This is a genomic window from Novosphingobium sp. BL-S-33, assembly GCF_056857025.1.
On the sequence record NZ_CM166475.1, the window covers coordinates 992,304 to 1,017,992 of the forward strand.

Consider the following 25,689-nt stretch of genomic DNA (forward strand, 5'->3'; position numbering starts at 1 on the left):
CCTACAAAAATATTGAGCGAGTGCTTTAATTTCTATAGGAGACATCCGGGCAGCGGGCTCAAGTTCCGCGCCATGAGGAAGAGATGTCATGGGGCCAGTGGATTTCGAAGGGCTGTTCACGCCGTTCCAGCTCGGCAAGTTCACCCTGCCCAATCGCTTCGTCTTTCCGCCGATGGGGCTCGAAGTCTGCAAGAATGGCATCCCCGGCGATGACTCGGCCGAATACTACGCCCGGCGCGCGCAAGGCGGCGCCAGCCTGGTAATCACCGAGGGGGCCTACATCGACCACCCCTCCTCGGGCGACAATCCGATGCTGGGCCGGATCCGCGGCGAGGACTCGTGGGATGCATGGCGCAATGTGGCCACCAAGGTTCACCGCGAAGGCGGCCTCTGCGTGCCCGAACTATGGCATGTCGGGTTGATCCCCAGCGGTCCGGATCTGCTCGCGGGCAAGGGTATAGTTTACCGTCCGGAACTGGGTCAGGTCAGTCCCTCGGGCTATATTGCCCCGGGCCAGAAGGTGGCCGAAGGCATGTCCCATGCCCAGATCGACGAAGTGATCGCCGCTTATGCTCGCAGCACTGCCAAGGCCGTAGAGCTTGGCTTCGATGGCATCGAACTGCATGGCGCCCACGGCTATATCATCGACCAGTTTCTTTGGAAGGAACTGAACCATCGCACCGACCGCTACGGCGGCAGCCCGAAAGCCCGCGGTCAATTCGCCGCGGAAGTGATCCGCGCCTGCCGGGCCGAGCTTGAACCCGGCATGCCGATCATCATGCGGATGTCGTTCTGGAAGATGGCCGATTTCAATGCCTGCCTCGCCGAAACGCCGCAAGAGCTTGAAGATCTGCTCGCGCCGCTGGTCGAAGCGGGCGTCGATCTGTTCGATTGTTCGCAGCGCCGTTTTTGGGAGCCGACTTTCGCTAACGACAGCGACCTGAACTTGGCTGGCTGGGTCAAGAAAGTAACCGGTATGCCAAGTTGCACCATCGGTTCGATCGGGCTCGACATGGATTTCCTCGCCAGCCTCAGTGCCGACACGGTCGCACCGCTCAACCTGGAGCGACTGGACGATTTGATGCGGCGGTTCGATCGCGGTGATTTCGATCTCGTTGCGGTCGGCCGCGCGATGATCGCCGAACCCGACTGGCCCAAACTCGTGCGGGCCAGCGCATTCGACCAGCTCAAGCCTTTCGCGACAAGCCTGATGGCAGACCCGCTGATGGCGCACGTGAAATAGCGACGATAACGGGCCCGGCGTGGCTTGGCTCAGAGATTGTCAGGGAGGAAGTACGATGGCCAAGTCAAACGGCGGATCTGCCCTCCCTCCGATTGTCTACGGGCCGGCGCTGTCCGAAGAGCCTGATCTAGGCGCTTTGACCTTGGGCGGCTATTTGCGTGAGGTCACTGCGCGCTTCACAGAGCGCGAGGCACTCGTCATGCACGAGAATGGCGGGGAGATCCGCTGGTCCTACACCGACCTTTGGGACCGCGCGATGCAGGTCGCGCGCGGACTGCGCGCGCATGGCGTCGGCAAGGACAGCCGCGTGGGCGTCATGATGACCAATCGTCCGGAATGGCTCGCCGGCGTCTTCGGCGTGGCTCTTTCCGGCGGCGTGGCCGTGACGCTCAGCACCTTTTCGACATCATCGGAACTTGACTACCTGCTGCGCAATTCGGCCGTGTCGATCCTCTTGTTCGAAGGAAAAGTCCTCAAGAAAGACTTCTGCCAGATGCTGGAGGAACTGGAGCCTGCCATCCGGCAGTGTGCCCCCGGCAAACTGGTTTCGCAGAACTATCCGTTCCTGCGCCGCCTTTTCAGGGTGGGCGCCACTTTGCCAAGTGGAGCGATCGAACCGTGGGACGCGCTTGTCGCAAGTGCGGCATCAATACCGGAAGCCGTGATCGAGGAAATGGCGGCGGCGGTTCAGCCGCACGAACTGGGGGCCATCCTCTATTCGTCGGGCTCCACGGCGCTGCCCAAAGGCATCCTCAATACGCATCGCGGCATGTGCATCCACTTCTGGCGTTGGCCGCGGATGTTCGGGTTGGCCGAGGACGTCCGAAGTTGGGCGCCGAACGGTTTCTTCTGGTCGGGAAATTTTGCGACCGTATTGGGGGCCACGCTTTCGTCGGGCGGCAGCCTCGTCCTGCAATCGACGTTCGACCCGGTCGCCTCGCTCGAACTGCTTGAGAAGGAGCGCGTCAACTATCCTGTCGTTTGGCCCCATCAGGCCAAGCAAATGCGGGAGGCGCCGAACTGGGAGACGGTCGACCTCTCTGCCATGAAATATGTCGACTTCGTCCTGCCACTTGCCCAGCATCCGACCATTCGCAGCACATGGTCGGAACCGGTCTGCAATTACGGTAGCACTGAGACGTTCACGGTCACCACCTGCTTTCCAAATTCCTCGCCCGAAAATGTCCGTGGCCGGAGTTGGGGCGAGGTTCTGGCCGGGAACGCAATGAAGATCGTCGACCCGCAGACCGGAAAGACCCTGCCGCGCGGAAGCCGGGGAGAGATTGCGGTAAAGGGGCCAACGCTGATGCTCGGCTATCTCGGCATCGACCCTGCCGACACCTTCGATCCCGACGGCTTCTTCCACACTGGTGACGGCGGCTATCTCGACGAATTGGGGCGGCTCCAGTGGGACGGCCGCCTCTCCGACATCATCAAAACCGGAGGGGCCAACGTATCGCCGCTCGAAATCGACGCGGTGCTGGAGAAATGTCCCGGCGTCAAAGTAGCCCGGACCATCGGAGTTCCGCACGACACTTTGGGCGAAATCGTGATCGGCTGCATCGTCCTGGAGGACGGTGTGATCCTCGACGCCATGGCGATTCGGAATTTCGCCAGGCAGTCACTCGCGAGCTACAAGATACCACGAGAGATCCTTTTCTTGCGTGAGGAGGAACTGGTCCTCACCGGCAGTGCCAAGATCAGATCATCCGAGCTACGAAAGCTGGCATCCAACAGGCTGAGCGAGGAATGCCCGTCATCGAATTCGAGTTACTCGTCTGACAAGCGATCACGAACACCACGAGAGGATCAAGGAAATGGGGCTCCTCGAAGCTCATGCCGCACTGAAGGGTAAAGTTGCCGTGGTCGTCGGCGGCTGCGGAGAAATCCAGGGGCGGGCCTATACACTGGCTCTCGCCAAAGCCGGGATCCATATCGCTGCCTGCGACAATCACGAGGACGAGGTGGCCTCGATCGTGCCCGAAGTCGAAGCGCTGGGCGTACGCATTCTGGCCTATCACGCCGATGTCGCCGATCCGGCAGCGCTCGACGCGTTCTACGATCGCGTCGAGCAGGACTTCGGCCAGGTCGATATCGTGGTCAACGTGCCCACCCGCTGCAAGCGCTCCAGATTCGAAGACTCCACGCGCGAAGACAACGCGCAAGATATCCGCATGAACTACGGATACATCATCGACAGCTGTCGGCGCGCGATCCCGCTGCTGCGCAAGAGCGGCGGCGGCAGCATCATCAATTTCACGACGATCGAGGCGCATCGCGGCGCCGCGACCTTCGCAGTTTACGCCGGAGCCAAGGCGGCCACAACGAACTTCAGCAAGGCGCTTGCGGTGGAATTGGGCGCGGACCAGATCCGCGTCAACCTCATCGCTCCGGACACTTCGCCGGCGAAGACGTCGAACGGGTCGCTCTATCCGGAAGACTTTGCCAGGATCGAGAAGCTTGGGCCCGAAACCCTTGCCGAAGCGTCGAAGATCTATGTCCCGATGAAGCGCGATCCGACGGTCGAGGATCTTGCCAACGGCGTACTGTTTCTGGCGAGCGACCTCTCGCGGTCGATCACCGGGACGACACTGCATATCGACGGCGGCACGAGCGCGGGCGGCGGCTGGATCGATTGGCCTGACGATGGGTTCATGCCTGCACCGCTTGGCGGCTCCATCGGCCGGCTCTTTGCCAAAGGTTGATCAGATGAGTGAACAGAAACCGATCATCCTCCACGGCGTGATGAGCCCCAATGTCGTCAAAGTGGCGATCATGTTGGAGGAACTGGAATTACCCTATGTTCTCAAGCATGTCGCCCTGTTCAAGGGTGAGCAATTCACGTCCGAGTTCCTCAAGCTCAATCCCTTGGGCAAAGTTCCGGTCATCGAAGATCCGGCGCTTGGCAGGCCGCTCGCCGAGTCTGGCGCGATCCTGATCTGGCTGGCCGAACAGCACGGAAAATTGCTGCCGGCCCGATCGGCCGATCGCTACGAAGTGTTCCAGTGGCTTATGGTGCAGATGGCCGGAATCGGACCGATGCTTGGCCAGTATACCCATTTCCGTTTGCTCCCCGAAGGCAGCGAGCCCTACGCCTTGGGCCGCTACGCCGCGATGGCCAAGCGGTTCTACCAACTCATCGACGACAGGGTCTCGAACCGCGAATGGATCGCGGGTGACGCCTATTCGATCGCCGACATCGCCACTTTCCCTTGGGCCGAGTACCTCGAACGTCATGGCCTTTCGATCGACAGCTATCCGGCGATGAGGCGATGGCGGGAGGCAATCGCCGAGCGACCTGCCGTCAGGCGCGCCAAGGCGCGGATCGTGGAGGAATTCGCCGCCCCCTCCGCAACGACCATGACAGCCGCGACCATCAGCGATCTCGACAGGTTCTTTGGCCGCACCGACGAAGTGCCGGTTCAAGACTTTACTTCCGTGAAGAGGATGAGCTGATGGCGATGGCCAATGCACCCTATGATTAAAGTCATTTGAAATATTAATCCAATTATTCAGCCATTTCCCACCAATCGCCACAGCGATCAAAGGGCGCGCCGCCGTTCTCACGACATTACATTGTTTTCAATATCCGGAAACTCATAGTAACAATTTAGTAATACCAAAATAACAATTAACCGCTGTAGCCAGCCAGAAATAATATCGGGGAGAGAGCTATGTCCAGGACGTGCACGATGTTCTCTAGCATGACGGCCATTGTCGTCGCACTTGCCACTGCCAATCCGGCCCTTGCCGACGAACAGCCTGCCAAACAACCCGACCAGCAAGGCAGAGCCGCTGTCAGCGTTGCACCAGGCGACATCATCGTTACAGCGCGCAAACGCCAGGAAACCCAACTCGATGTCCCGGTGATCGAACAGGTCGTGTCGGCCGAGACCCTTGCCCGCCAGCAGACCCTCGATCTTAAGGATCTCACCAAGCTAACGCCCGGCCTGATGATCGGAACGGCGGTGCTGTCGATCGGCCAGCAGGTTACTCTGCGCGGCGTGGGCACCAGTTCGTTCGATCCGGGAATCGACCAGTCGGTTTCGCTCAACATCGACGGCCTTTCGCTTGGACAAGGCCTCGCCTTCACCAGCGGCATGTTCGACGTCGGCCAGGTCGAAGTGCTGAAGGGGCCGCAGTCCCTGTTCTACGGCAAGAGCAGCCCCGGCGGCGTGATCGCGATCCACACCGCTGATCCAACCGACGAGCTCGAAGTCAAGGGTACCGCCGGCTATGAGGCAGAGGCGCATGCCATGCGTTTTGAAGGCGTCGTCTCGGGGCCTTTGAGCGATACGTTGAAGGCGCGCATCGCCGGCGTCTACTCGAAGACTGACGGGTATTATTTCAACGATGCGGACATACCAGCGACCGCCACGTTCTCACCGGCGCCAGGCGTGTCGCTCCCCGTATCGGCGCTCGGCGGCCTGTCCCCTCGCTTCAGCCGAACTGGCCGCGGCGACAGCTATCAGGTTCGCGGCACGGTGATCTGGGATCCAAGCTGGCGGTTCAACGCCAAGCTCAAGGTCAATCTTGTCCATGACAAGAGCTACAATGCTGAAAATGGGCAGCTGAAGTCCTGCCCCGATGGCGTTGGCGGAGTACCGGCCTACGGCAACGCACCGTTCATCAACCCCAACGACAATTGCAAGCTCGATCGCGTTGGCTACATCGTGGACATGAATCCCGCGAACTTTGTTGGTCTAAATAAAGAGACTTCCTATATCGAAAGTACGCAGCGCTACGGCGTGCTGGAACTGAACTATAATTTGACTGACGATGTAACCGCCACGTCCGTGACAGGCTATTACAACCTCCATTCCGACAGCGCGCTGAACCCGTCGCTTTCAGGGTTTTCCGGTCCGCTTCTTGCCGTGACGAACCCGCGTTTCCGGCGCAGAGACTTCACTGAAGAAGTACGCTTCAACAGCAACTTTGCCGGCCCCTTCAACTTCACGCTCGGCGGTTTCTACCAGGACGGCAAAGTTTCCGATCGGGTGACACTATACGCCAATAAATTCTTCGTCCCGGCAGCCGCAAGCGGCATTCCACTGCAGGACGGGCTCAACCAATTTGACATCGAGACGTACTCTGCCTTTGGCCAGGTGCGCTACAAGATAACGCCCGAACTCGAACTGGCGGGCGGCGTGCGCGTGACCAATGAAAAGCGGGAACAGGATCCCCTGCTTTACTATTCACTCACCAATCTCGGCGCCGGACTGCCGGTGACGCCCACCACGCCTTACATTGTCCCGGTAGCGACGCCTCGCGTGAATTCCACCCGGTCATCCCCGGAAGTGACGATCACGTACAAGCCCACGCAAGACCTCAACATCTTTGCCTCATACAAGGTAGCCTACAAATCGGGCTCTTTCAGCATCGCGACGCCTCAGACGCTTAACGCCAATGGCTGGCTGGATAACTCTTTCGGCGACGAGAAAGTCACCGGCTTCGAAGGCGGCATCAAGGGCCGTACCTTCAACAACCAACTGAGCTTCACACTTGCAGGGTTCGACTACGAGTATACCGGCCTGCAGGTCGGCGGCATCGAACCCACGGTCGGATCGATACCCGTCATTCGGACGGTCAACGCCGGTAGCGGCCGCAGCTACGGCGCTGAGGCAGAAGCTCACTTCCGCCCCACTGCGCTGGAAGGATTAACGCTCAATGCGGCGGTAAATTACACCCACGCCCGGTTCAAGACGCTCAACAACGTTCCGTGCTACGGTGGCCAGACAATTGCCAACGGCTGCAACCAGGAATTTGTACCTTCGCCCGACCAGGCGAACCCCGGTGCCGGCGCAGTGACGGTCAACGGCCAGCAGGGCTTCTATTTCGCCCAGGACCTTTCCGGCTCTCCATTCTTGCGCGCACCTGATTGGAGCGGGAACGTCGGCTTCGACTACGAGATACCGATAGGCGACTGGAAGCTGATCGTTTCCAATAACAATTATCTGACCTCGAAATTCCTCACCGGTCCCGGCAAGCGCAAAGATTTTTACCAGAGTGGCTATGCGAAAGTCGATGCCGGCCTGACCTTGCAGGGTCCGGACAACCGTTGGGAAGTTGCGTTGATTGGCAAAAATCTGACGAAACAATATACGGCGAGCAACTGCTCACCGTCGAACTTCCAAAATGGTCTGCTCGGCGGCCAGATCACCGGCGGCAATGCTGCCGGACCGGCGGGCGTCGACGAGATGCTGTGCTATATGGACCCGGGTCGCGAATTGTGGATCAGACTGACCCTGCGGCCTTTCGGCTGAACAATAAGCGCGTTCTCCAATCAGGTATAACTACCTGATAATTCGGAAAACACGACAAACCAAAATCGTAGAGCGGTTGATCCGATGCGGTCGGATCAACCGCTCTACGATTTTTGGTGGCGCCGGAGACGCGTAAATTGATGATGAACCCATTGTGGGGCGCTCCCGTCACTTAGCCGCGCCGCGATGGTCCATCTCAAGGCTCGCGGGGAATGCCATCCGCGCGAACACTACCCGAGCGTATAGGGTCTCCGACCGCCGCGTGACCGGCTGCCGGTAACCGATTGTCTCGAAATTGACCCAAGACAATGCTACGGAGCCACATCGCGACAAGGGCGTTCAAACGACCTGCACGATTGGAGGAGCCTGAATGAACATCTACACGCTGAAGTTCCCGGACGACGGGAACGTGGGCGCGCTGCGTCTCGATTTCGACGCGGAAGACGCTGCCGATGCGCTGGTCACGGCGCACCGCAAGGCCTCCGGCGTCAGAACCGGACGGGCAGCCGAACTCTGGCAGGGAGCACGCAAGCTCTGCACCATTCGGCACGGAGCGAATGGTGGAGACGACTATCGCGGCTCTTCCAGGTCACAGATTGCCTGAGAGGCAGGATCTACGCGATATCGGGACATGAAAAGGACCGCTCCGGGAGGCATTGGGGCGGTCCTTTTCCGTAGAGTTGTCGCGACCCGGATTTTTAAGGGGCACCGGACCGCGAGAGCGCGCCTCACGCGGCGGGCCAGCACGGATTCGGCAGAGTGCACGGCGAGCACGATGAGATGCTCCTCGCTCCTCATGCGCACTGGCATGGGCTCTCGGCACAGTGCAGGATCAAGCAAGCGACAATCAGGACCGGGAGAAACGACGATGGATGAAGATGCCGTGTTCGCATTCGGCAACGCACTTGCCGCCATCGCAGGACTGCTGGAAGAAAAGGGCGTCTGCACTGCGACCGAAATTTCCCAATCGCTCGGCCATGCCGCCATGGTGCATCTCAAGGCCGGCGAGGAATACCACAAGCGCGGGCATTACTTGCGCGCCTGGGCCGTCTCGGTGAAGGCGGCGGCAGACGGCAAAAGCGGACCGAAGCGCCCCTGATTGACAGGAGTGCCCACATTCGCGCAGCCAAACCTGTGCCCCATTCCACGTAATAATTGTCGCGATACACGACAATGTATCGGCCGCCGATTTGCGCCCTTTCCGACAGGAACCGTTCAGGAGAATTGGTCTCGATAGGCAGAGCGGGACGCGACGCAGATCGAAGGAGCATTCCCACATGAAATCGATCATTCTCCGAGCGCTGCGCTGCCGGTTCGATCGGCATCGACCCAAGGCCGGACAGGTCTTCTGGGACGGCCTATGCTATGTCGGACGATGCGAAGATTGCCGGTCAGCTATTCGCCGTGTCAGCAGGACACGCTGGCATCGTGACCGGCTCGGGAACGGTCCCGGCCTGGCCTGAGACGCAAGTCCATAACACTATTCATCGTGAAGAGCGGTCCTGTGACGGCGGCTCAATGACGCTTTGTGACGAGGCGAATTTCTCCGCACAGGCTGCATGTGTCTTTCCTGCGTTCGAAGCCGTTCGAACCTGCCGGCTCGCGCCCCGCATGATCGGCGTTTTCGAGCGGCGAAAGGCCAAGCGCCTGGGTGATGCAGTCGTCGCAGACCGGCTCTGGAGAGAGCCGGATGACGCGCTTTTCGATGGAATGAAGTTCGGTCGCGGCCCTGGCTCTCGTGGTGTCTTTGGCATGTTTTCGCGTTCGCGAAACGATGGTGTGTCGGGCAGATCAGGACAACGAACTTTTAGTGTTGGCGGCTGGGCCGCGCCTGTCAGGGCGCAGCCCAGCCGCAGAAATTCCTCCCTTTTCAGAAAGATCGACCGGAAGCGGAATCTTCCGCCTCCGATCCAATGTCATCAGGCCGCGACCGGATCATTGCCAGCACGAGGTTCGCTTGCTTGACGCGGAACGCGAAATTCAAGTAAGCGCCGAAGGCGCCAAACACCCCGTATTTCCAGCGGTCAGGCTATCGCCTTGATCTTCAGCTTCGGTGTCATTTCAGCGGCAGCCTTCTCTTCCTTCTTCCGCCGTTCGAACACTGCACGCATGTGCTGACGGTCGGCATCGGAAAGGATCTTCGCGCTTTCGACGAACTGCTCCTGCTCTTCCTCGCGGATATGGTGGAGATATTCCTCCTTAAGGTCGCCAAAGCGTTCCATCCACTTACGCTTGCCCATGTCGCGCGCGGCCAGGTCGTCGAGCATCTTGTCGATTTGCTTGTGCTCGGCAACCGCGTGCCGAGCAAATTCGGTCGTTTCGGGATTGCGCAACACGGTCGACCAGAGCGCCTGCTCTTCGGCTGCCGCGTGGGACTTCAACTCGCGCACGAGTTCCTCGAACAGCGCATGGCGTTCTTCGTCCGCGCCATTCGTTGCCTCGATCATGGCAAGAAGTGCGCGGTGGCGGTCATGATCCTCGACAAGGCGGCCGAACACGTCTGGCAGCCCGCGAAGATCGTTTTCAGGGGTCTGCCCGATGCGCGCAGGCACATCGGGGGCAATAACCTTGGCCTTGGCGATCGCCTTAGCCTTGGCTTCTGCGGGGGTAAGGGGTTTCTTCTTCGACTTTGCGACCATAGGACCGCGCTCCGTTGGCAGCGAAGGCATCCGGGTCCTATCGACCCAAGCCTTGGTGGATCTTGATCAGCGTTGAGTGCTGTCAGTTGCCGGGCACAGCGGCCTTGCGCCGCGCCCGCTTGTCGAGTTCGCGCAAGGCGAGCCACCCACCTGCCGCTGCGGCCATACCGAGCGGTCCGAGGCGACGGAACACCGATATCGCGACAACGCCAAGCGCCGCACCGCCCGGGCCACTGAGCCCCGGTGTATCCTGGGCGATCTTGCTGCCGACGACAGCCGAGATGATTTTACCGATCATGACAAACCCTTTCGGGGAGTAAAACCCCCAGTTCCCCACAGGGTTCCGTCGATCCGCTTTCGCCCTTGCGGATCAGTCTGCGGCAGTCAGCTGGCAATTGACGCCGAGTTCATGGCTCACGCGCGCCGTCCGAAACCGGCGCCAGTCCAATCGTGCATGGCGAGGCCATTGCCCTGCCCCCGCCAATGGTCCATCCACGCGACACGGCACGAGACAATCTGGCAGGTAAATGGGACGCCCCCGAAAGTATAGCGATCGAGTGACCATCCAGTCCGTGGCCGAGCGTGCCGGCGTCTCCACGATGACCGTTTCGAACGTGTTCAACCGGACGGGCAAAGTGGGCGCCGAAACGAGAGCCCGCGTCATGGCCGTCATCGAAGAGCTTGGCTACGTGCCCAACCTCGCTGCCCGCCGGTTGACGGGGTCCGCTGTCGCACGGCTAGGTCTGATCCATGCCGACCGAGACAGCATGTTCATCAATGCCATGATCGCCGCAGTCTCGATCGCGGCTGCCGAAAAAGGGCTGCAACTGCTCATCCGGGCAGCCAAGGTTTCAACGCCGGAGGCAACGATAACCTTGGCGAACGGGCTGGTGCGATCGGGCGCGCAAGCGCTTCTTCTCATTCCGCCATTCGCCGAAAGCATGGCGGCGAGTGCCAAGGCAGCCAGCCTGGGCGTTCCGGTGGCAGCAATCTCGACTGCGTCTGCGCTGGCCGACATGACTACGGTGCGCATCGACAATCATGCAGCCGCGCACGCGGTCACCAGCCATCTCGTGGCGGGCGGACGCCGCCGCATCGCCGTAGTAACTGGCCCGACGAACCATTCGGATAGCGTGGCCAGACTGGAGGGCCACATCGATGCGCTGCGCGACCACGGCCTGTCGTTCGCCCCCGCACTGTGCATCTCGGGCGACTTCACTTTCCTGTCGGGCCTTGAGGCCGCGGAGAAGCTTCTGGCCCTCCCCGATCGTCCCGATGCCATCGTCACTGCAAACGACGACATGGCCGCAGGCGTCTTGTGGCAGGCGCACCGTCTGGGCGTGAAAGTGCCGGCAGAACTCGCCGTAACCGGCTTTGACGACACGCTCATCGCGACGCGTGTCTGGCCCCTGTTGACCACGGTCCATCAGCCAATCCTCGAGATGGCAGCACAGGCTTTGGACCTCGTCGTCCAAGCCGCCCGCGATCCCGAAACCTATGGCGCTGCCCGCGATGTCGTGCTGCCGTTCCAGGTCATCGAACGCGGATCGAGCTGATAAATTCACGCTTGAGGTTTATCGTTAAATCCAGCAATACCCTCCGCCAAAACAGCGGAGAGACCAATGGACCTTGTTCGAACATCGCCCCCAGGCGAAGCGGCCTCGCATGATAGCGGCGCCGCGGACGGGACGGCTAACGGCAAGGAACATTTCGAAGTTCTCGACGGTCTGCGCGGCACGGCAGCGATGCTCGTCGTCCTCTTCCACATTCAGGGCATCACGGTGAACTGGGAGGGCGCGAAGGTCTTCCTCCATCACGCCCCTCTCGCTGTCGATTTCTTCTTCGCGCTTTCGGGTTTCGTGATCGCCTATGCCTATGACGATCGCTGGAACCGCCTCACCACCGGTCGCTTCCTCGCGCTGCGTCTTATCCGGCTGCAGCCGATGGTCATCATCGGCGTGCTTCTCGGTTTCGTCAGCTATCTGGTCGATCCCTTTGCGGGCACGGCCCAGTCCGCGTCGTGGGGCGCGCTGCTGTTTGCGCTGGTCATGAGCCTCCTCGTGCTGCCGGCGTGGGGTCTGCCAAACCGGTTCGGCGACACGCACCCGCTGAACGGTCCGTGCTGGTCGCTATTCCAGGAATATATCGGCAACCTCGCCTATGCGTTCGTACTGCGCCGTCTGCCCAGTTGGAGCCTCGCGGCGCTCGCTGTGGTGGGCGCGGTCATGCTCACCATGTGCGGCCTGCATTTCGGCTCACTCGATCTTGGCTCGGGATGGGATCATTGGTGGGCCGCGCCGCTGCGTCTCTGCTACCCGTTCCTGATCGGGCTGTGGCTCTACCGGGTGCGCGGCCGCCTCCCGCGTCTCCGCCTCGGACTTCTGTTCCTCTCGGCCGTCCTGATCGTGGCGATTGCCTGCCCGATCCTGCCCGAGGTTGGCGGCATCAAGCTCAACGGCATCTATGAAGCCGCATGCGTAATCGTGCTGTTTCCGGTGATCATCGTGACCGGCAGCCATTCCAATGCCGGGCGGGGAATGAATCGGCTCTGCAAGGTCAGCGGGCGGATTTCCTATCCGCTCTACGTTACGCACTTCCCGTTCCTCTACGTCTGGATGAACTTCGTGGCGAACGAGCAACCCACGCAGGCGCAGTCAATCCTAATCGGCACGGCGCTGGTGCCGTTCCTCGTTCTGGTGGCGTGGCTTTCGTTGATCTGGTGGGACGAGCCCATCCGCGCTCGCTTGCGTAGCTGGTTGGACCGTAAGGCCAAGCGTTCGGCCATAGATCAGGCCCGCCCCTCGCATATCGCCGAAATCGCTCCCTCGCCTGCAGCCTCCTAAGACGCGACCAATTTCCCAAAGCGCCATATCGTGCACGCCGGAGCCTACGGCATATGAAAACGGAAGACCGGAGCCGCGCATCAAAATACGTTTGCCCCGCGAGACGCCTGAGTATACACTGTATACATGAGCACGAGAGCGAGCATCCTTGCCGCCGCCTGGCAGCAATTTGAGGTCAATGGCGAGGCTGGCCTTTCGCTGCGCAAGGTTGCCGGTGCGGTGGGCATCACGCCCATGGCGATCTATCGCCACTTCGAAAACAGGCAGGCGCTCATCGATGCCTTAGTCGCCGAGGGCATAGCCGAGTGGCGCAAGAGAGTGGACGCGATCAGCAGCCGCCCCGCGCGGGCATGGCTGGAAGCAATCGGTGACGCATACCTTGCCTATGCGCTCGAGGCTCCCGCACGCTTCGACGCCGCATTTCTTGTCTATTCCGACAAGGCCCTGAAGTATCCGGATGATTATCTGGCTGGCGGATCGCCAGCGGTATCGCTGCAAATGCAGCTGATCGCGGAATTTGCGGGCCCAGAGCGCGCGGGCGAAATCATGGTTGCAATCGCTGCGCTGGGTCAGGGCCTCGTTTCGCTTCACCGGGCGGGACGCGTTACCGGCGATGTCGAGAACTTCAGGACGTTCTACCGCACCACGATGCGCCGCTTTATCGAAAGTCAGGTCAGGGAGGACAAGGCATGATCGTCTGGCTGGCTGCGACGCTCCTTTCCGGAGCGGGATTCTTCCTCTCTCTGGGTCTTGGCACGCACTGGTACCTCGCCCGGATCGCCCCAGTTCCAGTGCTGTGGTACGCCTTTTCGGGCAAGCGCGCGGCTTCAAGTTTCCTTGCCGCCTTCGTCAGTTATGCGCTTGGAGCAAGCAACCTGCTGATTGCCTATGGCTCGGTGATGCCCGTAGCCGTGCTTGCGCAGATACTATTTGGCCCCGCACTGATTTTCGGGCTGACGGTCATGCTTTCGCGGAAGGTTCACCTAAGGCTTGGGGCGATAGCGGGCGTCCTCGCCTTTGCAGCAGGGTTCGCGGCAACGGATTTCCTGATCTCCTTCGCCCCTGCCGGCGGGGCAGTAAGTTCGCCCGCCAATTCTCAGATTGACATGCCGATCATGGCGCAGTCCGCTGCCTTGGGCGGATTTGCGGCGGTGACTTTCCTGATCGGATTGGTCGCCGCTGCTCTTGCCGAAGGCGTGCGCCGACGCAGCCTTGCCTGGCTCCTTGCCGCGGCCGCGATCTTCACCGTAGACGCCGGCCTGGGCGCGTGGCGCATGACGGGGCAAAGCCAAGGCTCAGTACGCGTGGCGCTGATGGGGAGCAACAACCTCGCCGCTACCACCGACGCGCTGGACGAGGCGCGAACAGGGCAGATCTTTGCGGCATACGCCAAGGCGATCCGCGCTCTTTCCGGAAAGCACGTGGCGGTCGTCTTGCTGCCGGAAAACAGTACCCGTCTGGGGCCGGAATGGGCGCAGGCGGCACTTGCGCCCGTGGATGCCGCTGCGCGTGAAATCGGCGCTGTTGCGCTTGTCGGCTACAATGGTGAATTTGCCGGCGCGCGGCGCAATCTTGTTACTGCGGTGGGCGCAGGCGCTCGCAACGCGACTTACGCCAAGCGGCACCTGGTGGTCGGCTTGGAAACCCCCGATTTCACGCCAGGTACCACTTCGCTGATGCTGCCGGGCGGCGTGATGCTGGAAATCTGCAAGGACATGGATTTTCAGGCGACGATCCGGAAGGATGCAGTGGCGAACCATCCGATGATGTTTGCGGTGCCTGCATGGGACTTCGGACGCGATGCCTGGGCACATGCCAGACCCGCGATACTACGCTCGATCGAGACCGGCACGCCTCTCGCTCGCAGCGCGCGGGATGGGCTGCTGACATTGAATGACCGTTACGGCCGAGTGTTGGTGAAGCAGCCGGTTCGAGAGGGATTAACCGTTGCAATTGGTGACTTGCCCCTTGCTGGCAGTGGCGGCGAAACACTCTACGCCCGGATCGGAGACGCCTTTGCGTGGATATGCCTTGCCGTGACGTTAGGTCTTGCGATCATGGCAATGATCCGGCGTCCATCATATGAACAGGCATCTGCACGAACCTGATCCGGCGTTTTCGCAAGAAGGTGCCTGAAGCTCGATTTGACCGCAGGTCAGCCGCACCAGACTGACGCCCTCCCCAGCAGGTTCAGCTCTCGCCGATGTGAATGGCCAGCCAGACCGTCGGTGAAGCAGTATAGGTTACGAGATGCGGCGTACCGGCGGGAATCAGCAAGTGCTCTCCGGCCGCGAGTGCATACCGCTCAAGGCCGTTCAGCAAGAGTTCGGCAGCGCCTTCGAGCACAAGAACCCACTCGTCCCAGTCCTGCTGGTAAGGCTGCTCCGGAGGCGTCACATGACCGTGCGAGACGATCCGTTCGATTCGAATACCGGGCCGCCGCAGCAGGTCCTCGAACCGCTCGTCCGCCTCGAACCCTTGCGCTACGACAAAGAGATTGGAAGGTGGCATTTCTTTCCGATCCTGGCCTTGATCCATCACCCCGACTATGTCCGCCAGCCTCGGAAATGGGAAGTCACGGATGACGCGCCGGCCGCTTTCGGATTCGTCATGAAGGGCGAGCCGGGCGGGGGTAGAGGATGAAATCGGCATGCCGATCGATCACCGGGGGGACATCTGCGTGTTCAACAGCGCGCTGAAGTTCGTAGATGGTCGCGGGAGGCAACGGTAGCGGATGCTCGGCGGGATGCGCGGGCGCGCGCATCGGGAAGTCCTGCCCCGAGACGGAAGTCATTTCGATATGGGCTCCGAGCAATGCGCGGATCGGGTGAATTTTGGAGAAGGCGGCAAGGCGCTCCACACTCTCGCGAAACTCGTCGAAATGATCGATCGGAACATAAAGCCTGCCAGGGTAGAGCATGTCGCCGGAAAAAAGCAGCCGGGTTCCGGGGTCATAGACCATGATGTGCGCCGGCTCGTGGCCGGGCGTCGGAATTATATCCAGGATCCGCTCGCCAAGATCGAAGTGGCCGATGTCACGGGGCCAGTCCGCCATCCGGAAATAGGCCGAAACTTGCGCGGGTGTATGACCGACTACCTCCGTATCTGGCCTGTCCCGGAATTCGCCGTCACCACTGACGTGATCCCCATGGCCATGAGAATGGGCCACAGTCAGGTGAACCGGGCGGTTGCCATGCCGGCGCTGCCATTCGCCGATCAGGCGATCCACCGTAGGCCGGATCCGCAGCCCTCCAGCGCCGCTGTCGAGAAGGAGTGCCCGGTCGCGACCGAACAGCAAATAGAGGAAAGGCGCCTCGAAGTTGGTTTGCACGGATTGGCGGATCACGAAGGTATCTGCGTCGATGCGTTGAACCTGCGTCTCGGGCTCATTCGCGGATGTGCCATCAATCCATTTGGAAAATCGAGGCGGTTCGTATCGCATATCGGCGGCGGCGAGCGGAGACGCCGTTCCGCATACCAGCAGCAGGGATTGCAGGGCCATTATAAGAGCGGAAGAGCTAGCTTTACCTGTCATTTCCGCAGCGTAGAAGCGATTGTCGTTTTCACAAAGCTCGTTTCCCTATGCGCCTTGGCCCTGCCGTCCGATCTGGATACGGTGGAATGGTATGGACGCGCGCCGCACGAAAGCTACGTTGACCGCAAGACTTCGGCCCCGACCGGCCTTTGGCGAGGCGCCGTGGCCGACCAGAACCACGACTATATCTGTCCCCAAGAGACCGGCAACAAGGTCGGCGTACGATGGATGGAACTGTCGGGCGCTGGGGCCCCGCCACATTTGGAATTAAATGATTGAAGGCAGCCGCTCGGCTTACCTCGACGCTGGCCGCTGAAATTGGGGCTTCTGGCCGTCCTGATACCCCATTCATTCATCAAGTTGATCTCTGCGCCTGTCCGACGCCGAGCTGGATCAAGCTGTTGCGCCAGGCAGATCTCCAGGCTCCGCCCGACTTTCCACTATCCGGTCGATCAGACCCCATTCGACTGCTTCCTGGGCGGTCATAAAGTGATCGCGGTCCATGGCGCGCTCAAACTCTTCGTAGCTGCGACTGCAATGCTTGGCATAGAGACTGGTGACCCGGTTCTTGGTCCGCTGGATTTCCTCGGCGTGGATGAGAATGTCGGACACCTTGCCCTGCGCGCCACCGGACGGCTGATGAATGAGGATGCTCGCATTGGGGAGCGCAGCCCGCCCGGCAGGTGCGCCAGCCATCAAGAGAAAGGAGCCCATCGAATAGGCCGTGCCCATGCACAACGTGTGCACCGGCGCGCGAATATACTGGATGGTGTCATACATGGCGAGGCCGCTGGTGATGACGCCGCCCGGCGAATTAATGTAGAGACTGATGGGTTTCCCGGGATTTTCGGCCTCTAGGAACAATAACTGCGCGCAGACAAGCGCAGATACGGTGTCGTTCACCTCACCATTGAGGAAGATTATCCGCTCTCGCAGCAATCGGGAGTAGATGTCGAAAGACCGCTCTCCCCGGCTGGATTGCTCGATGACCATGGGGACGAGTTGCATCGCTTCGCGCATTCGGCGAACTCCTGACTTCCGTAATGTGTGTGGGAGTGGTGTCCCGTCAGGCTGCAAGCATGACGGGCGAGCCGTTGGTGTTGGCAGCAGCCTTGATCATCCGATCGATCCGCGCATCCGCAATCTCGTGAATGATCCGCAGGCTCGTTCCGCCGTCGTCGTTGGCCGCAATCCGGAAGGTGACGAGACTTTCCAGATATGGCGGCGTACTTTCCCGCATCCGGTAGCTGACTGACTCTCCCAGTATCATGGCGGCCGCTAGCGGATCGGCCAAGTCCTCGGCTGGCAACCAATGTGCACGAAAGTCGGGATTAGTCATCGCGCGCCCGACCTTGTGAGGCGGTTCATCAATGTCATAGATGAACGAGAGGGTTTTGCCTTGATCGTCGGTCTTTCTCTCGGTCATGGTTCCATATCCTTCAGCAAGGATTTGAGGGCATCGATCCGTGCCGGCCAGTAAGCGCGATATTTCGCGAGCCACCCGGCAAGTACGGCAAGACCGTCCGGATCCACCTCGTAGTTGACGAAGCGCCCCTGTCGTTCTTCTCGGACTAGCTTGGCATTCCGCAGAACCGATAGATGCTGCGACATCGCCGGTTGGCTGATCGTCATGCCATTGCGCAAAGCGCTGGCATTCATGCGCCCCGCCGCCAACTTCTCGAAGATTGCGCAGCGGGTGGGATCGGCCAGAGCTTTGAAGATGTCGTTCTCGATCATGCCAACACATAAGCCCACACTTATCTAATTCGCAAGCCCTGATATGAACTTTGAAGAAGTGAGTGCGCCGAGATGTTTGACTTTCTTCAATCGCGCACCGCTCCGATCGCTCACCCCTCCAGGTTTCGCCGGCAACCAATCGTCCGCCTCTTGCGTGAGATATGTTCAGGCTGCGTGGTTTTGACCTGGCTGAACGGCGGTCTGGCATCGACTGCGCAGCACAGCAGCGGTGGCCCGATCTCGCCAACTATTCGGCCGTTCGCCGCCGAAAGCGCCCTCCCCGAAACCGGCTGCTACCACATCCCGCCTCGCTATCGACCATGACAAGCGGCGAGGATTCTAGCCAAACCGGAACGGTTCGGACTCGCCCGTTTTCCCGGTTTCCCATGCGTCACAAACTTGCCGAAACGTCTCCACAAAAGCAGCCTGTAACCAGGTGGGTTGCCAGTCTGTACGGGTTGTGATTCCTATCCGGCGCTGCAACGTCAAACCGCCGCCAAATATGCGCGTCAGCAATCCTGCGCGCGCCTCGAACAGGAACTGATCCGGTGAGAGCAGTGTCAGCCAATCGCCTTCCAGCATCAGGCCGCGGATCACCAGCAAAGATCCGCATTCGATCCGCAGCCTGGGCGGCGTGAGACCGCGCGAGGTGAACATCTCTTCCCAGCGCTTTCGCCCGGGCGTTCCGCTGGCCGAAATGACCCATGGAAATTCCAGCAGCATCTCGAATTCAAATTTTCGCCCGGCGAGCGGATGCCCGGATCGCGCGACAATGACGGGATCGTCGGAGAACAGCCCTTCCTGAGTGACATCGGCCACGGGCAGCGGATCGCGCAGCGCACCCACCAGAATGTCCAGTTCGCCGTGGCGCAGGCTGTTAAGGAGTTCTGGGTAAGGCCCTTCGACGACGTTCACCTGAGCATCGGCATAGATATGTGCGAAACGGGCAAGCGATTGCGGCAGGAGGACCGCCTTGGCCACAGGCATCGTCCCTATTCTGACACGTCCGCCACCCTGTGAATGTAGTGCACTGAGTTCGTCGATACCCGCCTCAAGCTCGGCGCGGACGAGCCGGACAAAGCGCAGGAAACGGGCCGCCGTCGGAGTCGAGACCACGGTCCTGCCCTGCCGCTCCAGCAGGGGTACGCCCAGATGTTCTTCCAGTTCGCGGGCCGAGCGGTGGAGGGCAGGCTGCGATAGCCGGGCACGCTCCGAAGCCAGTGCGAAACTGCCGGCTTCGTCCACTGCCATAAGCGTCCGCAACTGCCCGAGCGTGATGCGCCGTTCGATATTGGGGAGGACGGGCAGGCGGGCGCTGCGCCGCAGGACCCGGCCCCCGCGCTCAAGATAGGACAGCGCGCGTTCGATACGCGCGGTCATGCGGCGCCCGGCCTCGGTCGGCTGCACCCCGGAGGGCTGACGGTCCAGCAGAACATAGCCGAGCTGGCTTTCCAGGCTGGCCACCGCTTGCGTCACGGCGGGCTGCGAAAGGTGCAGTTCCTTGGATGCTCCGCTGATGGACCCCAGCCGCGCAGCAACAGCCAGCGCGTCGAGGTGGCGGAGGTTCAGGCGCATCGGATCGATCATTGGGACTTCAACTTTGCTTATGGATGGGTTGCATTTCGACGTTGCCGGAATGCGCTCACTGCCGTGTAGATAGGACAACACACGGGTTGAGGATACAATCGAGCGAATGCTTGAGCTTATGGTCACGAATGAACGGAACGGTGAATTGTTGCCTGTGCGCGGCGAGCCGACTTGCACAGGCAGACACGGATCGTCCCGGCCATTCCGGATTTGCCGAGCCCAACTCATTCGCCGCTAAACAGCCGTTGTTCGCGAACGGCACAGCTTCAATCCGATGGGTCGCCAAAAAAACGAAACAAGAAGCTGAGTTATGAAAGCGTTGGAAGAGAAGAAGCCTGCCGGGCGTTTCGGCATATTCGGGCAGTTGTGGTTTCAGGTGCTCGCAGCGACGTTGATCGGCATCCTGCTCGGCCATTTCGTACCGCATGCTGCGGTGGCCATGAAGCCGCTGGGCGATGCCTTCATCAAGCTGATCAAGATGATGATCGGACCGATCGTTTTCGTGACAGTGGTGCACGGCATCGGCGGCATGAACGACATGAAAAGCGTCGGGCGCGTTGCGCTGAAGTCGATCGTCTACTTCGAAGTCATTACCATTCTCGCGCTGATCTTTGGCCTGATCGGAGTCGCTCTCTGGCAGCCGGGCGTGGGAATGAACATCGATGCAGCCTCGATCGACACCGCTTCGATCCAGGGCTACGTCGCCAGCGCCCATGACCAATCGATCTCCGGCTATCTCATGGCCATCATCCCCGACACATTCCCGGGCGCGCTGACCGAAGGCCATGTCCTCCAGGTCCTGCTGGTCGCAGTCCTGTTCGGCATTGCCATGGCGGCGGGCGGGGAGCGTTCAAAGCCGATGATGAACGTGATCGACAGCGCCTCGCAAGGCCTGTTCCGGATCATCGGATACATCATGTATTTCGCGCCGCTAGGCGCCTTCGGCGCGATCGCATTCACGGTCGGCCAGTTCGGCACGGCATCGCTGCTCTCGCTCGGCGAGCTGATACTCGAATTCTTCGTCATCTGCGCGGCCTTCACCGCGATCGTCATGGGCAGCATCTCCTGGTGGTGCGGCGTCAACCTTCTCAGGCTGCTCGGCTATATCTGGGACGAGATCGTGATTGTCGCGGCGACCACGTCGACGGAAACGGTCCTGCCGCGCCTGATCGAGAAGCTGCGGGCGCTCGGCTGCGAGGAAAGCGTCGTCGGCTTCGTCGTGCCTGCGGGCTATTCGTTCAATCTGGACGGCACCTGCCTCTATCTCACCACCGTTGCGGTATTCCTGGCGCAGGCGACCAATACCCATCTGACATTCTGGCACGAACTGGGCCTGATTGCCGTCCTGCTGCTGACGTCCAAAGGCGCGGCGGGTGTCGCGGGCGCGGCTTTCGTCGTCCTGGCGGCCACGCTCAATACGACCGGCACTATTCCCGTCGCCTCGATCGCGCTGATCCTCGGGATCCACCGCATCCTCGCCGAAGGCCTCACATTCGTGAACCTTGTCGGCAACACGGTGGCAACGATCGTCATCGCCAAGTGGGAAGGCAAGCTCGACGAGCGAACCCTGGCAGCTGCCGTCGGCACTGACGCGGCGCGCCGCCGACTGGGCATCGCCGCCTAAACGGCGTCCCCAACCACCGAAGACAATAGCCCGGTCGCGCCACGGCGCGGCCGGAAGAGGAGAGATTCATGTCCGTAACCCGCGTCCTGGCCGTGCTCATGGCCTCGCAGGTCCTGCCCGCAGCAGCCTTCGCGCAAGAGCAAGAAGTGCCTGCTGCACCGGTCGAAGAAACTGCGGCCGCGCCGGCTGCTGCCGGCGACCAGTCGGCCGGCGCCGCGCCGACGGCCACTCCGCTTTCCGGTTTCGCCCGTTTCCAGCACGAGAATGTGATCGGCAAAGAGCTCCGCTCCCTCAAGAAGGATGGGGTGGACCTCTCACTCGATGTCGTCGGCAATATTGCCGGCAACCCGATCGGCGGCAATCGCAAGGGCTTTGCCGAATCTCACTGGGTCAGCGCTGCGGCCAACGTCGATCTTGAAAAGGTGCTCGGCTGGTCCGACACGCGCCTTCACGTCCAGGGCGCCTGGTTCAGCGGAGACAGCCTCGGTCGGGATTATATCGGCAACTCTATCAGCTTTCAGCAGACCTGGCGTCCGGTGCCCGGTCCGCGCTTGACCCAGTTCAACATCGAGCACGATTTCGGGCGTCTCAATCTGATGGTCGGGCGCGCCGCCGTGAACAGCTATTTCAACAACTCGCCGCTCAACTGCGTATTCATGAGCAATACCGCCTGCCTCACCGCGTACGGCGGCATTAGCGATATCGGCATCACCGCATTCCCGAACTCGTCCTGGGCAGCGAAGGCGCAATATTTACTCAGCAAGCGGGCGTACGTGCAGCTCGGCGTATTCGACTACAACAACGATCTCAATCTCAAAGGAAAAGGCGGGGTAGACCTTTCGCTGGGCAAGGGGACCGGCGCGCTCATCGCTGGCGAAGTCGGCTATGAAAGCGATCCTGCCAGCAGCCGGTTGCCCGGACTCTACAAAGTGGGCTTTTACCTCAACACCGACGGCGGCCAGAGCCCCTATTACGACATCCATGACGCCAGCGCGGCGCAGAGCGGCCTTGCCCGGGCCGCGCTGGGCGGCAATCGGCTCGGGATCTACGCGATGGTCGACCAGACGATTTCGCGCGCACCGGGAAAGAGCAAGCGCAGTCTTGCGGCATTCGGCCGCCTCTTCGTGAATGCGGGTAACACCCAGCAGCTTGACTGGTTTGCCTCGGCGGGGCTGGTGAAGACCGGCACCTTTAAAGGGCGCGACGACGACACCATCGGCTTCATTGTCTCCGACACCCATTTCAGCGCCCAGCAGATTGCGTACTTGCGCGACCTGCGGGCCAAGGCCGGAGGTAGCGGATCCCCGGGATCGAACGAGATCATTGCCGAACTCAATTATGGCTTTGCCGCACTCCCCGGTCTGCGGATCATGCCGAATGTGCAATACGCCATCAATCCGGACCCCATCTACGCGACGAGCCGCAAGACCGACATACCCGACGCGGTCGTTCTGGGCGTTCGCGTCGACCTCAAACTCGCCCAGTTTTTCGGCAAATGATTGGAGCTGGATCCGTACATTCGCGAGACCGCAATACAGTGAGGGCAAGTCCTCGTCAGCACTCCGGTCTTCAACGCCACGGGCATGCAGGAGATCACCGCAGCGGCCGGCGTGACCAAGGGATAGTTCTACAATTACTTTGAAGGGGCGATTGTCGCCGAGTTTTGGGGCTATTTTAAATCAAGGCCGGACGCCGCCCTTGTCGCACATTGCGCGCTATTTCACCGGGCTTGCGGAGTTTCACGAGCGCCGGCGTTATGGCAGTCGACTGCCTGATCGGGAACATGGCTGGCGATCACGGCCATATGCCGATCCTGAGTTGGGTGGATGTGAACGGCGGAAGGCAGAGTGCCTTCATTTCGGCACGCCCGGTTGGCACTTATGCCAATCTGCTGCTCGAATACGATCCGCGCTGGGCTGTCGATCGCAAGCTGGCGACCAGGCGGAGTTGGGGCTTTACCAAGGTTCCTTCGCTGGCGATTTTTGCCACGGGGCGGCTCGGCATCTGCTGTCTCGATCTCAACAGCACCGCGACTTTTGGCTCTCTATCGAACTTCGACAATCTGCACGACGCGCTGACAAGCCAGCAGGCGCTACGAATGTTTGCCCAGCTTTCTAACGGCATCGCCACAAGTCGTGGCTGCCAGATCTGTCTTGGTGGAACCTAGCGGCATTGTGCCAGCAAGCAGATGTCAGGGCCGCAACGCCCTGTCGGGCATTTCCGCGACGGGATTTGAGCCGATGGGCGTGATCTCGTTTCTAGCGCGAGCTTTTTGGGAGATTTGAGGTCAGATTCTGGCCTCACTTTGTTGGAGACAGGCTTCCTTTCGGCTGATGCAAAAGCGGTTCGAGCGGAAGCGTCCGGCGAGCGGCGCTGCCTGAGCTATACCAGAAGCTTGCGCTTTGCCCTGATAGATGGGTGCAGCCTGCGCTGTTGGTGTCGTCTGCCGGTTTTGTGAAGCTTATTGCCATAGCGCTGGGGCTGCGGGCTCGATGGAATTTTTCGAAAATCCTCATTGATGTAGACCACTGCGACGAGGCGGCCCGAATGGACGTGCCGCTTCTGCAGCACGGGGCATCATCTGTCGACGGTGGCGTGCATGCTTTGGAAGCCCGGCGTGACGCGAGCATCGACCATTCTTCACCATGCGGGAGGCTGATCACGTCATTATTCGGATGGGCATGGTGCGGATGTGTTTCCGGAGCGGTATGACATCGCAATCAATGACCAATTTCCGCCACTTGTGGCACATCGGCAACAAACCGCGCCTCACCTTTGAAAATCGGTTCCCAAGGACACTGCCGCCAGGGAAAACTGCTTGCGCGAAGAGGCAAGCCCGGCTCACTTCCCTCGCCTGAATGACCGCGCGACCCAAGTGCGGCAACTGGGCTATTGGAGAGAGATGCATGAGTCCCGCGGAACTGAGCGTCGCGTTCTTCTTGCAGATGTTCGTGATCATCGCCGCATGCCGCGCGACCGGCTGGGCCATGAAGCGCTTCTTCGATCAGCCGCAGGTCATCGGGGAAATGATCGCCGGCATTCTGCTCGGCCCATCGCTGCTCGGGCTACTTTCCCCGGACATCCAGCATTTCCTGTTTCCCAAGGAAACGAAATCCGTCCTCTACGTCGGCGCCCAACTGGGCGTGGGGCTTTACATGTTTCTCGTTGGCCTTGGCTTCAGGACCGATCATTTCCGTGTGAACGCCCGCAGCGCCTTTGCCGTGTCCCTGTCCGGCATGGCAGCACCTTTCCTGGTTGCCGTGGCGATGACCCCCTGGCTGTTCGGCCTGAACCTGTTCGGACCACAGGTCAGCACGTACCAGGCGACGCTGTTCATGGGCGCGGCCATCTCGATCACTGCCTTCCCCGTCCTTGCCCGCATCATTCAGGAGCGCGGGCTCGCGCGCACGCCGCTCGGGTCGCTGTCACTATCAGCCGGCGCGATCGACGACGTGGGCGCCTGGACAGTGCTGGCGATCGTCCTTGCCAGTTTCGGCGGCGGCCCGGCCGTGGCGATCAAGGCCGTGGCGGGCGGGGGACTGTTCGCGCTGTTCATGCTCACCGCCGCCCCCCGCCTGCTGGCGCCGCTGGCACGCTGGGCCGAGCGCGAGGGACGCATTGTGCCGCCACTGCTGGCGACCATCGTGGCGCTGTTCATGCTCAGCGCCTGGGCCATGGATACGGCCGGTCTCCATTCGGTGTTCGGCGGCTTCTTGCTGGGCGTGGCGATGCCGCGCGGGCTGCTCAGCCGTGAACTCAAAAGCCAGCTGGAACCCTTCACGCTGGCGCTGCTGGTGCCGATGTTCTTCACCTTCTCCGGCCTCAACACGCAGCTGACGCTGGTAAACAGCATCGCACTCGTCGGCATCGCGCTGGTTATCCTGATCGGCTCCATCCTTGCCAAGGGCGCGGCCTGCTGGGCTGCGGCCTGGCTGACCGGGCAGGACAATCCGACCGCGCTGGCCGTTGGCGCGTTGATGAACGCGCGCGGATTGATGGAACTGATCATCATCAACATCGGGCTGCAGAAGGGCATCATCGGCCCGGCGCTGTTCTCGATGCTCGTCGTCATGGCACTGGTGACGACACTAATGGCCTCCCCCCTGTTCGAACTCGTCTATGGCCGACGCGCCCGGGCCAGCGGCGCATTGGGCTCGCTGAACGAGGATGCGGACGAAGCGGCGGAACGTCCGACCGTCCCGGCCATCTGAACCGTCC

General features: G+C 60.9%; 24 protein-coding genes. 16 read left to right on the forward strand and 8 right to left on the reverse strand.

Going from position 1 to position 25,689, the window contains the following annotated elements; all coding sequences use genetic code 11:
- Positions 1-88 precede the first annotated feature (88 nt).
- The 7 genes from AC1VVM_RS20995 to AC1VVM_RS21025 all read left to right on the forward strand — a co-directional run bounded on the left by AC1VVM_RS20995 (position 89) and on the right by AC1VVM_RS21025 (position 8,605).
- The gene (locus AC1VVM_RS20995; RefSeq protein WP_482957327.1) at positions 89-1,243 is read left to right on the forward strand and encodes an oxidoreductase; all 1,155 of its coding nucleotides are present in this window, start codon (positions 89-91) and stop codon (positions 1,241-1,243) included.
- A gap of 55 nt (positions 1,244-1,298) precedes the next feature.
- Positions 1,299-3,098 carry a class I adenylate-forming enzyme family protein gene (locus AC1VVM_RS21000; RefSeq protein WP_482957328.1) on the forward strand — a complete coding sequence of 600 codons (1,800 nt, stop codon included), beginning with the start codon at positions 1,299-1,301 and terminating at the stop codon, positions 3,096-3,098.
- Entirely contained in the window at positions 3,061-3,948 is an 888-nt protein-coding gene (locus AC1VVM_RS21005) for an SDR family NAD(P)-dependent oxidoreductase (protein ID WP_482957329.1), read from the forward strand. The genes AC1VVM_RS21000 and AC1VVM_RS21005 overlap by 38 nt, the downstream gene beginning before the upstream one ends.
- Positions 3,949-3,952: 4 nt before the next feature.
- A complete protein-coding gene (locus AC1VVM_RS21010) occupies positions 3,953-4,699 on the forward strand; it encodes a glutathione S-transferase family protein (RefSeq protein ID WP_482957330.1) in 747 nt (248 codons plus the stop codon).
- Between the two features lie 248 nt (positions 4,700-4,947).
- Positions 4,948-7,506 carry a TonB-dependent receptor gene (locus AC1VVM_RS21015; RefSeq protein ID WP_482957331.1) on the forward strand — a complete coding sequence of 853 codons (2,559 nt, stop codon included), beginning with the start codon at positions 4,948-4,950 and terminating at the stop codon, positions 7,504-7,506.
- Positions 7,507-7,876: 370 nt separating this feature from the next.
- Positions 7,877-8,110, forward strand: a complete 234-nt coding sequence (locus AC1VVM_RS21020; RefSeq protein WP_482905686.1) for a hypothetical protein — start codon at positions 7,877-7,879, stop codon at positions 8,108-8,110.
- Positions 8,111-8,374: 264 nt separating this feature from the next.
- Entirely contained in the window at positions 8,375-8,605 is a 231-nt protein-coding gene (locus AC1VVM_RS21025; RefSeq protein WP_132390682.1) for a hypothetical protein, read from the forward strand.
- 925 nt (positions 8,606-9,530) lie between these two features.
- Here AC1VVM_RS21025 and AC1VVM_RS21030 read toward each other — a convergent pair.
- Both AC1VVM_RS21030 and AC1VVM_RS21035 read right to left on the reverse strand, forming a co-directional pair.
- Positions 9,531-10,145: a hemerythrin domain-containing protein gene (locus AC1VVM_RS21030; RefSeq protein WP_482905687.1), complete on the reverse strand. Its 615-nt coding sequence runs from the start codon at positions 10,143-10,145 to the stop codon at positions 9,531-9,533.
- An 82-nt stretch (positions 10,146-10,227) separates the two neighbouring features.
- Entirely contained in the window at positions 10,228-10,443 is a 216-nt protein-coding gene (locus AC1VVM_RS21035; RefSeq protein ID WP_482905688.1) for a hypothetical protein, read from the reverse strand.
- A gap of 259 nt (positions 10,444-10,702) precedes the next feature.
- Here AC1VVM_RS21035 and AC1VVM_RS21040 point away from each other — a divergent pair, with 259 nt between their 5' ends.
- From AC1VVM_RS21040 to AC1VVM_RS21055, 4 genes are all read left to right on the forward strand, one after another.
- On the forward strand, positions 10,703-11,701 hold the full coding sequence (locus AC1VVM_RS21040; RefSeq protein WP_482957332.1) for a LacI family DNA-binding transcriptional regulator: 999 nt from the start codon (positions 10,703-10,705) through the stop codon (positions 11,699-11,701).
- Between the two features lie 66 nt (positions 11,702-11,767).
- Positions 11,768-12,988, forward strand: coding sequence for an acyltransferase family protein (locus AC1VVM_RS21045; protein ID WP_482957333.1), 1,221 nt, complete (start codon positions 11,768-11,770; stop codon positions 12,986-12,988).
- A gap of 126 nt (positions 12,989-13,114) precedes the next feature.
- On the forward strand, positions 13,115-13,681 hold the full coding sequence (locus AC1VVM_RS21050; protein ID WP_482905691.1) for a TetR/AcrR family transcriptional regulator: 567 nt from the start codon (positions 13,115-13,117) through the stop codon (positions 13,679-13,681).
- Complete coding sequence (locus AC1VVM_RS21055; protein WP_482957334.1) at positions 13,678-15,096, forward strand: hypothetical protein; 1,419 nt, start codon at positions 13,678-13,680, stop codon at positions 15,094-15,096. Before AC1VVM_RS21050 ends, AC1VVM_RS21055 begins: the two co-directional genes overlap by 4 nt.
- Before the next feature lie 82 nt (positions 15,097-15,178).
- Here AC1VVM_RS21055 and AC1VVM_RS21060 read toward each other — a convergent pair whose 3' ends face one another.
- Together AC1VVM_RS21060 and AC1VVM_RS21065 are read right to left on the reverse strand one after the other, a co-directional pair.
- On the reverse strand, positions 15,179-15,499 hold the full coding sequence (locus AC1VVM_RS21060; protein WP_482905693.1) for a cupin domain-containing protein: 321 nt from the start codon (positions 15,497-15,499) through the stop codon (positions 15,179-15,181).
- Between the two features lie 97 nt (positions 15,500-15,596).
- Entirely contained in the window at positions 15,597-16,490 is an 894-nt protein-coding gene (locus tag AC1VVM_RS21065) for an MBL fold metallo-hydrolase (protein WP_482957335.1), read from the reverse strand.
- Positions 16,491-16,577: 87 nt separating this feature from the next.
- Here AC1VVM_RS21065 and AC1VVM_RS21070 point away from each other — a divergent pair, with 87 nt between their 5' ends.
- On the forward strand, positions 16,578-16,802 hold the full coding sequence (locus tag AC1VVM_RS21070) for a beta-galactosidase small subunit-related protein (protein ID WP_482957359.1): 225 nt from the start codon (positions 16,578-16,580) through the stop codon (positions 16,800-16,802).
- Between the two features lie 114 nt (positions 16,803-16,916).
- Here AC1VVM_RS21070 and AC1VVM_RS21075 read toward each other — a convergent pair whose 3' ends face one another.
- The 4 genes from AC1VVM_RS21075 to AC1VVM_RS21090 all read right to left on the reverse strand — a co-directional run bounded on the left by AC1VVM_RS21075 (position 16,917) and on the right by AC1VVM_RS21090 (position 19,847).
- Positions 16,917-17,543 (reverse strand): ATP-dependent Clp protease proteolytic subunit, encoded by a 627-nt coding sequence (locus AC1VVM_RS21075; RefSeq protein ID WP_482957336.1) that lies wholly within the window; start codon positions 17,541-17,543, stop codon positions 16,917-16,919.
- A gap of 46 nt (positions 17,544-17,589) precedes the next feature.
- A complete protein-coding gene (locus AC1VVM_RS21080) occupies positions 17,590-17,949 on the reverse strand; it encodes an SRPBCC family protein (protein ID WP_482957337.1) in 360 nt (119 codons plus the stop codon).
- Complete coding sequence (locus tag AC1VVM_RS21085; RefSeq protein WP_482905697.1) at positions 17,946-18,260, reverse strand: ArsR/SmtB family transcription factor; 315 nt, start codon at positions 18,258-18,260, stop codon at positions 17,946-17,948. Before AC1VVM_RS21085 ends, AC1VVM_RS21080 begins: the two co-directional genes overlap by 4 nt.
- 339 nt (positions 18,261-18,599) lie before the next feature.
- Complete coding sequence (locus AC1VVM_RS21090) at positions 18,600-19,847, reverse strand: LysR family transcriptional regulator (protein ID WP_482957338.1); 1,248 nt, start codon at positions 19,845-19,847, stop codon at positions 18,600-18,602.
- A gap of 310 nt (positions 19,848-20,157) precedes the next feature.
- Here AC1VVM_RS21090 and dctA point away from each other — a divergent pair, with 310 nt between their 5' ends.
- The 4 genes from dctA (at position 20,158) to AC1VVM_RS21110 (ending at position 25,682) form a co-directional block, all read left to right on the forward strand.
- Positions 20,158-21,471, forward strand: coding sequence for a C4-dicarboxylate transporter DctA (gene dctA, locus AC1VVM_RS21095; RefSeq protein WP_482905699.1), 1,314 nt, complete (start codon positions 20,158-20,160; stop codon positions 21,469-21,471).
- A 68-nt stretch (positions 21,472-21,539) separates the two neighbouring features.
- Positions 21,540-22,970 (forward strand): carbohydrate porin, encoded by a 1,431-nt coding sequence (locus AC1VVM_RS21100; RefSeq protein ID WP_482957339.1) that lies wholly within the window; start codon positions 21,540-21,542, stop codon positions 22,968-22,970.
- A gap of 257 nt (positions 22,971-23,227) precedes the next feature.
- Positions 23,228-23,638 (forward strand): SPASM domain-containing protein, encoded by a 411-nt coding sequence (locus AC1VVM_RS21105; RefSeq protein WP_482905701.1) that lies wholly within the window; start codon positions 23,228-23,230, stop codon positions 23,636-23,638.
- Between the two features lie 739 nt (positions 23,639-24,377).
- Positions 24,378-25,682: a cation:proton antiporter gene (locus AC1VVM_RS21110; RefSeq protein WP_482905702.1), complete on the forward strand. Its 1,305-nt coding sequence runs from the start codon at positions 24,378-24,380 to the stop codon at positions 25,680-25,682.
- Positions 25,683-25,689: the final 7 nt, after the last annotated feature.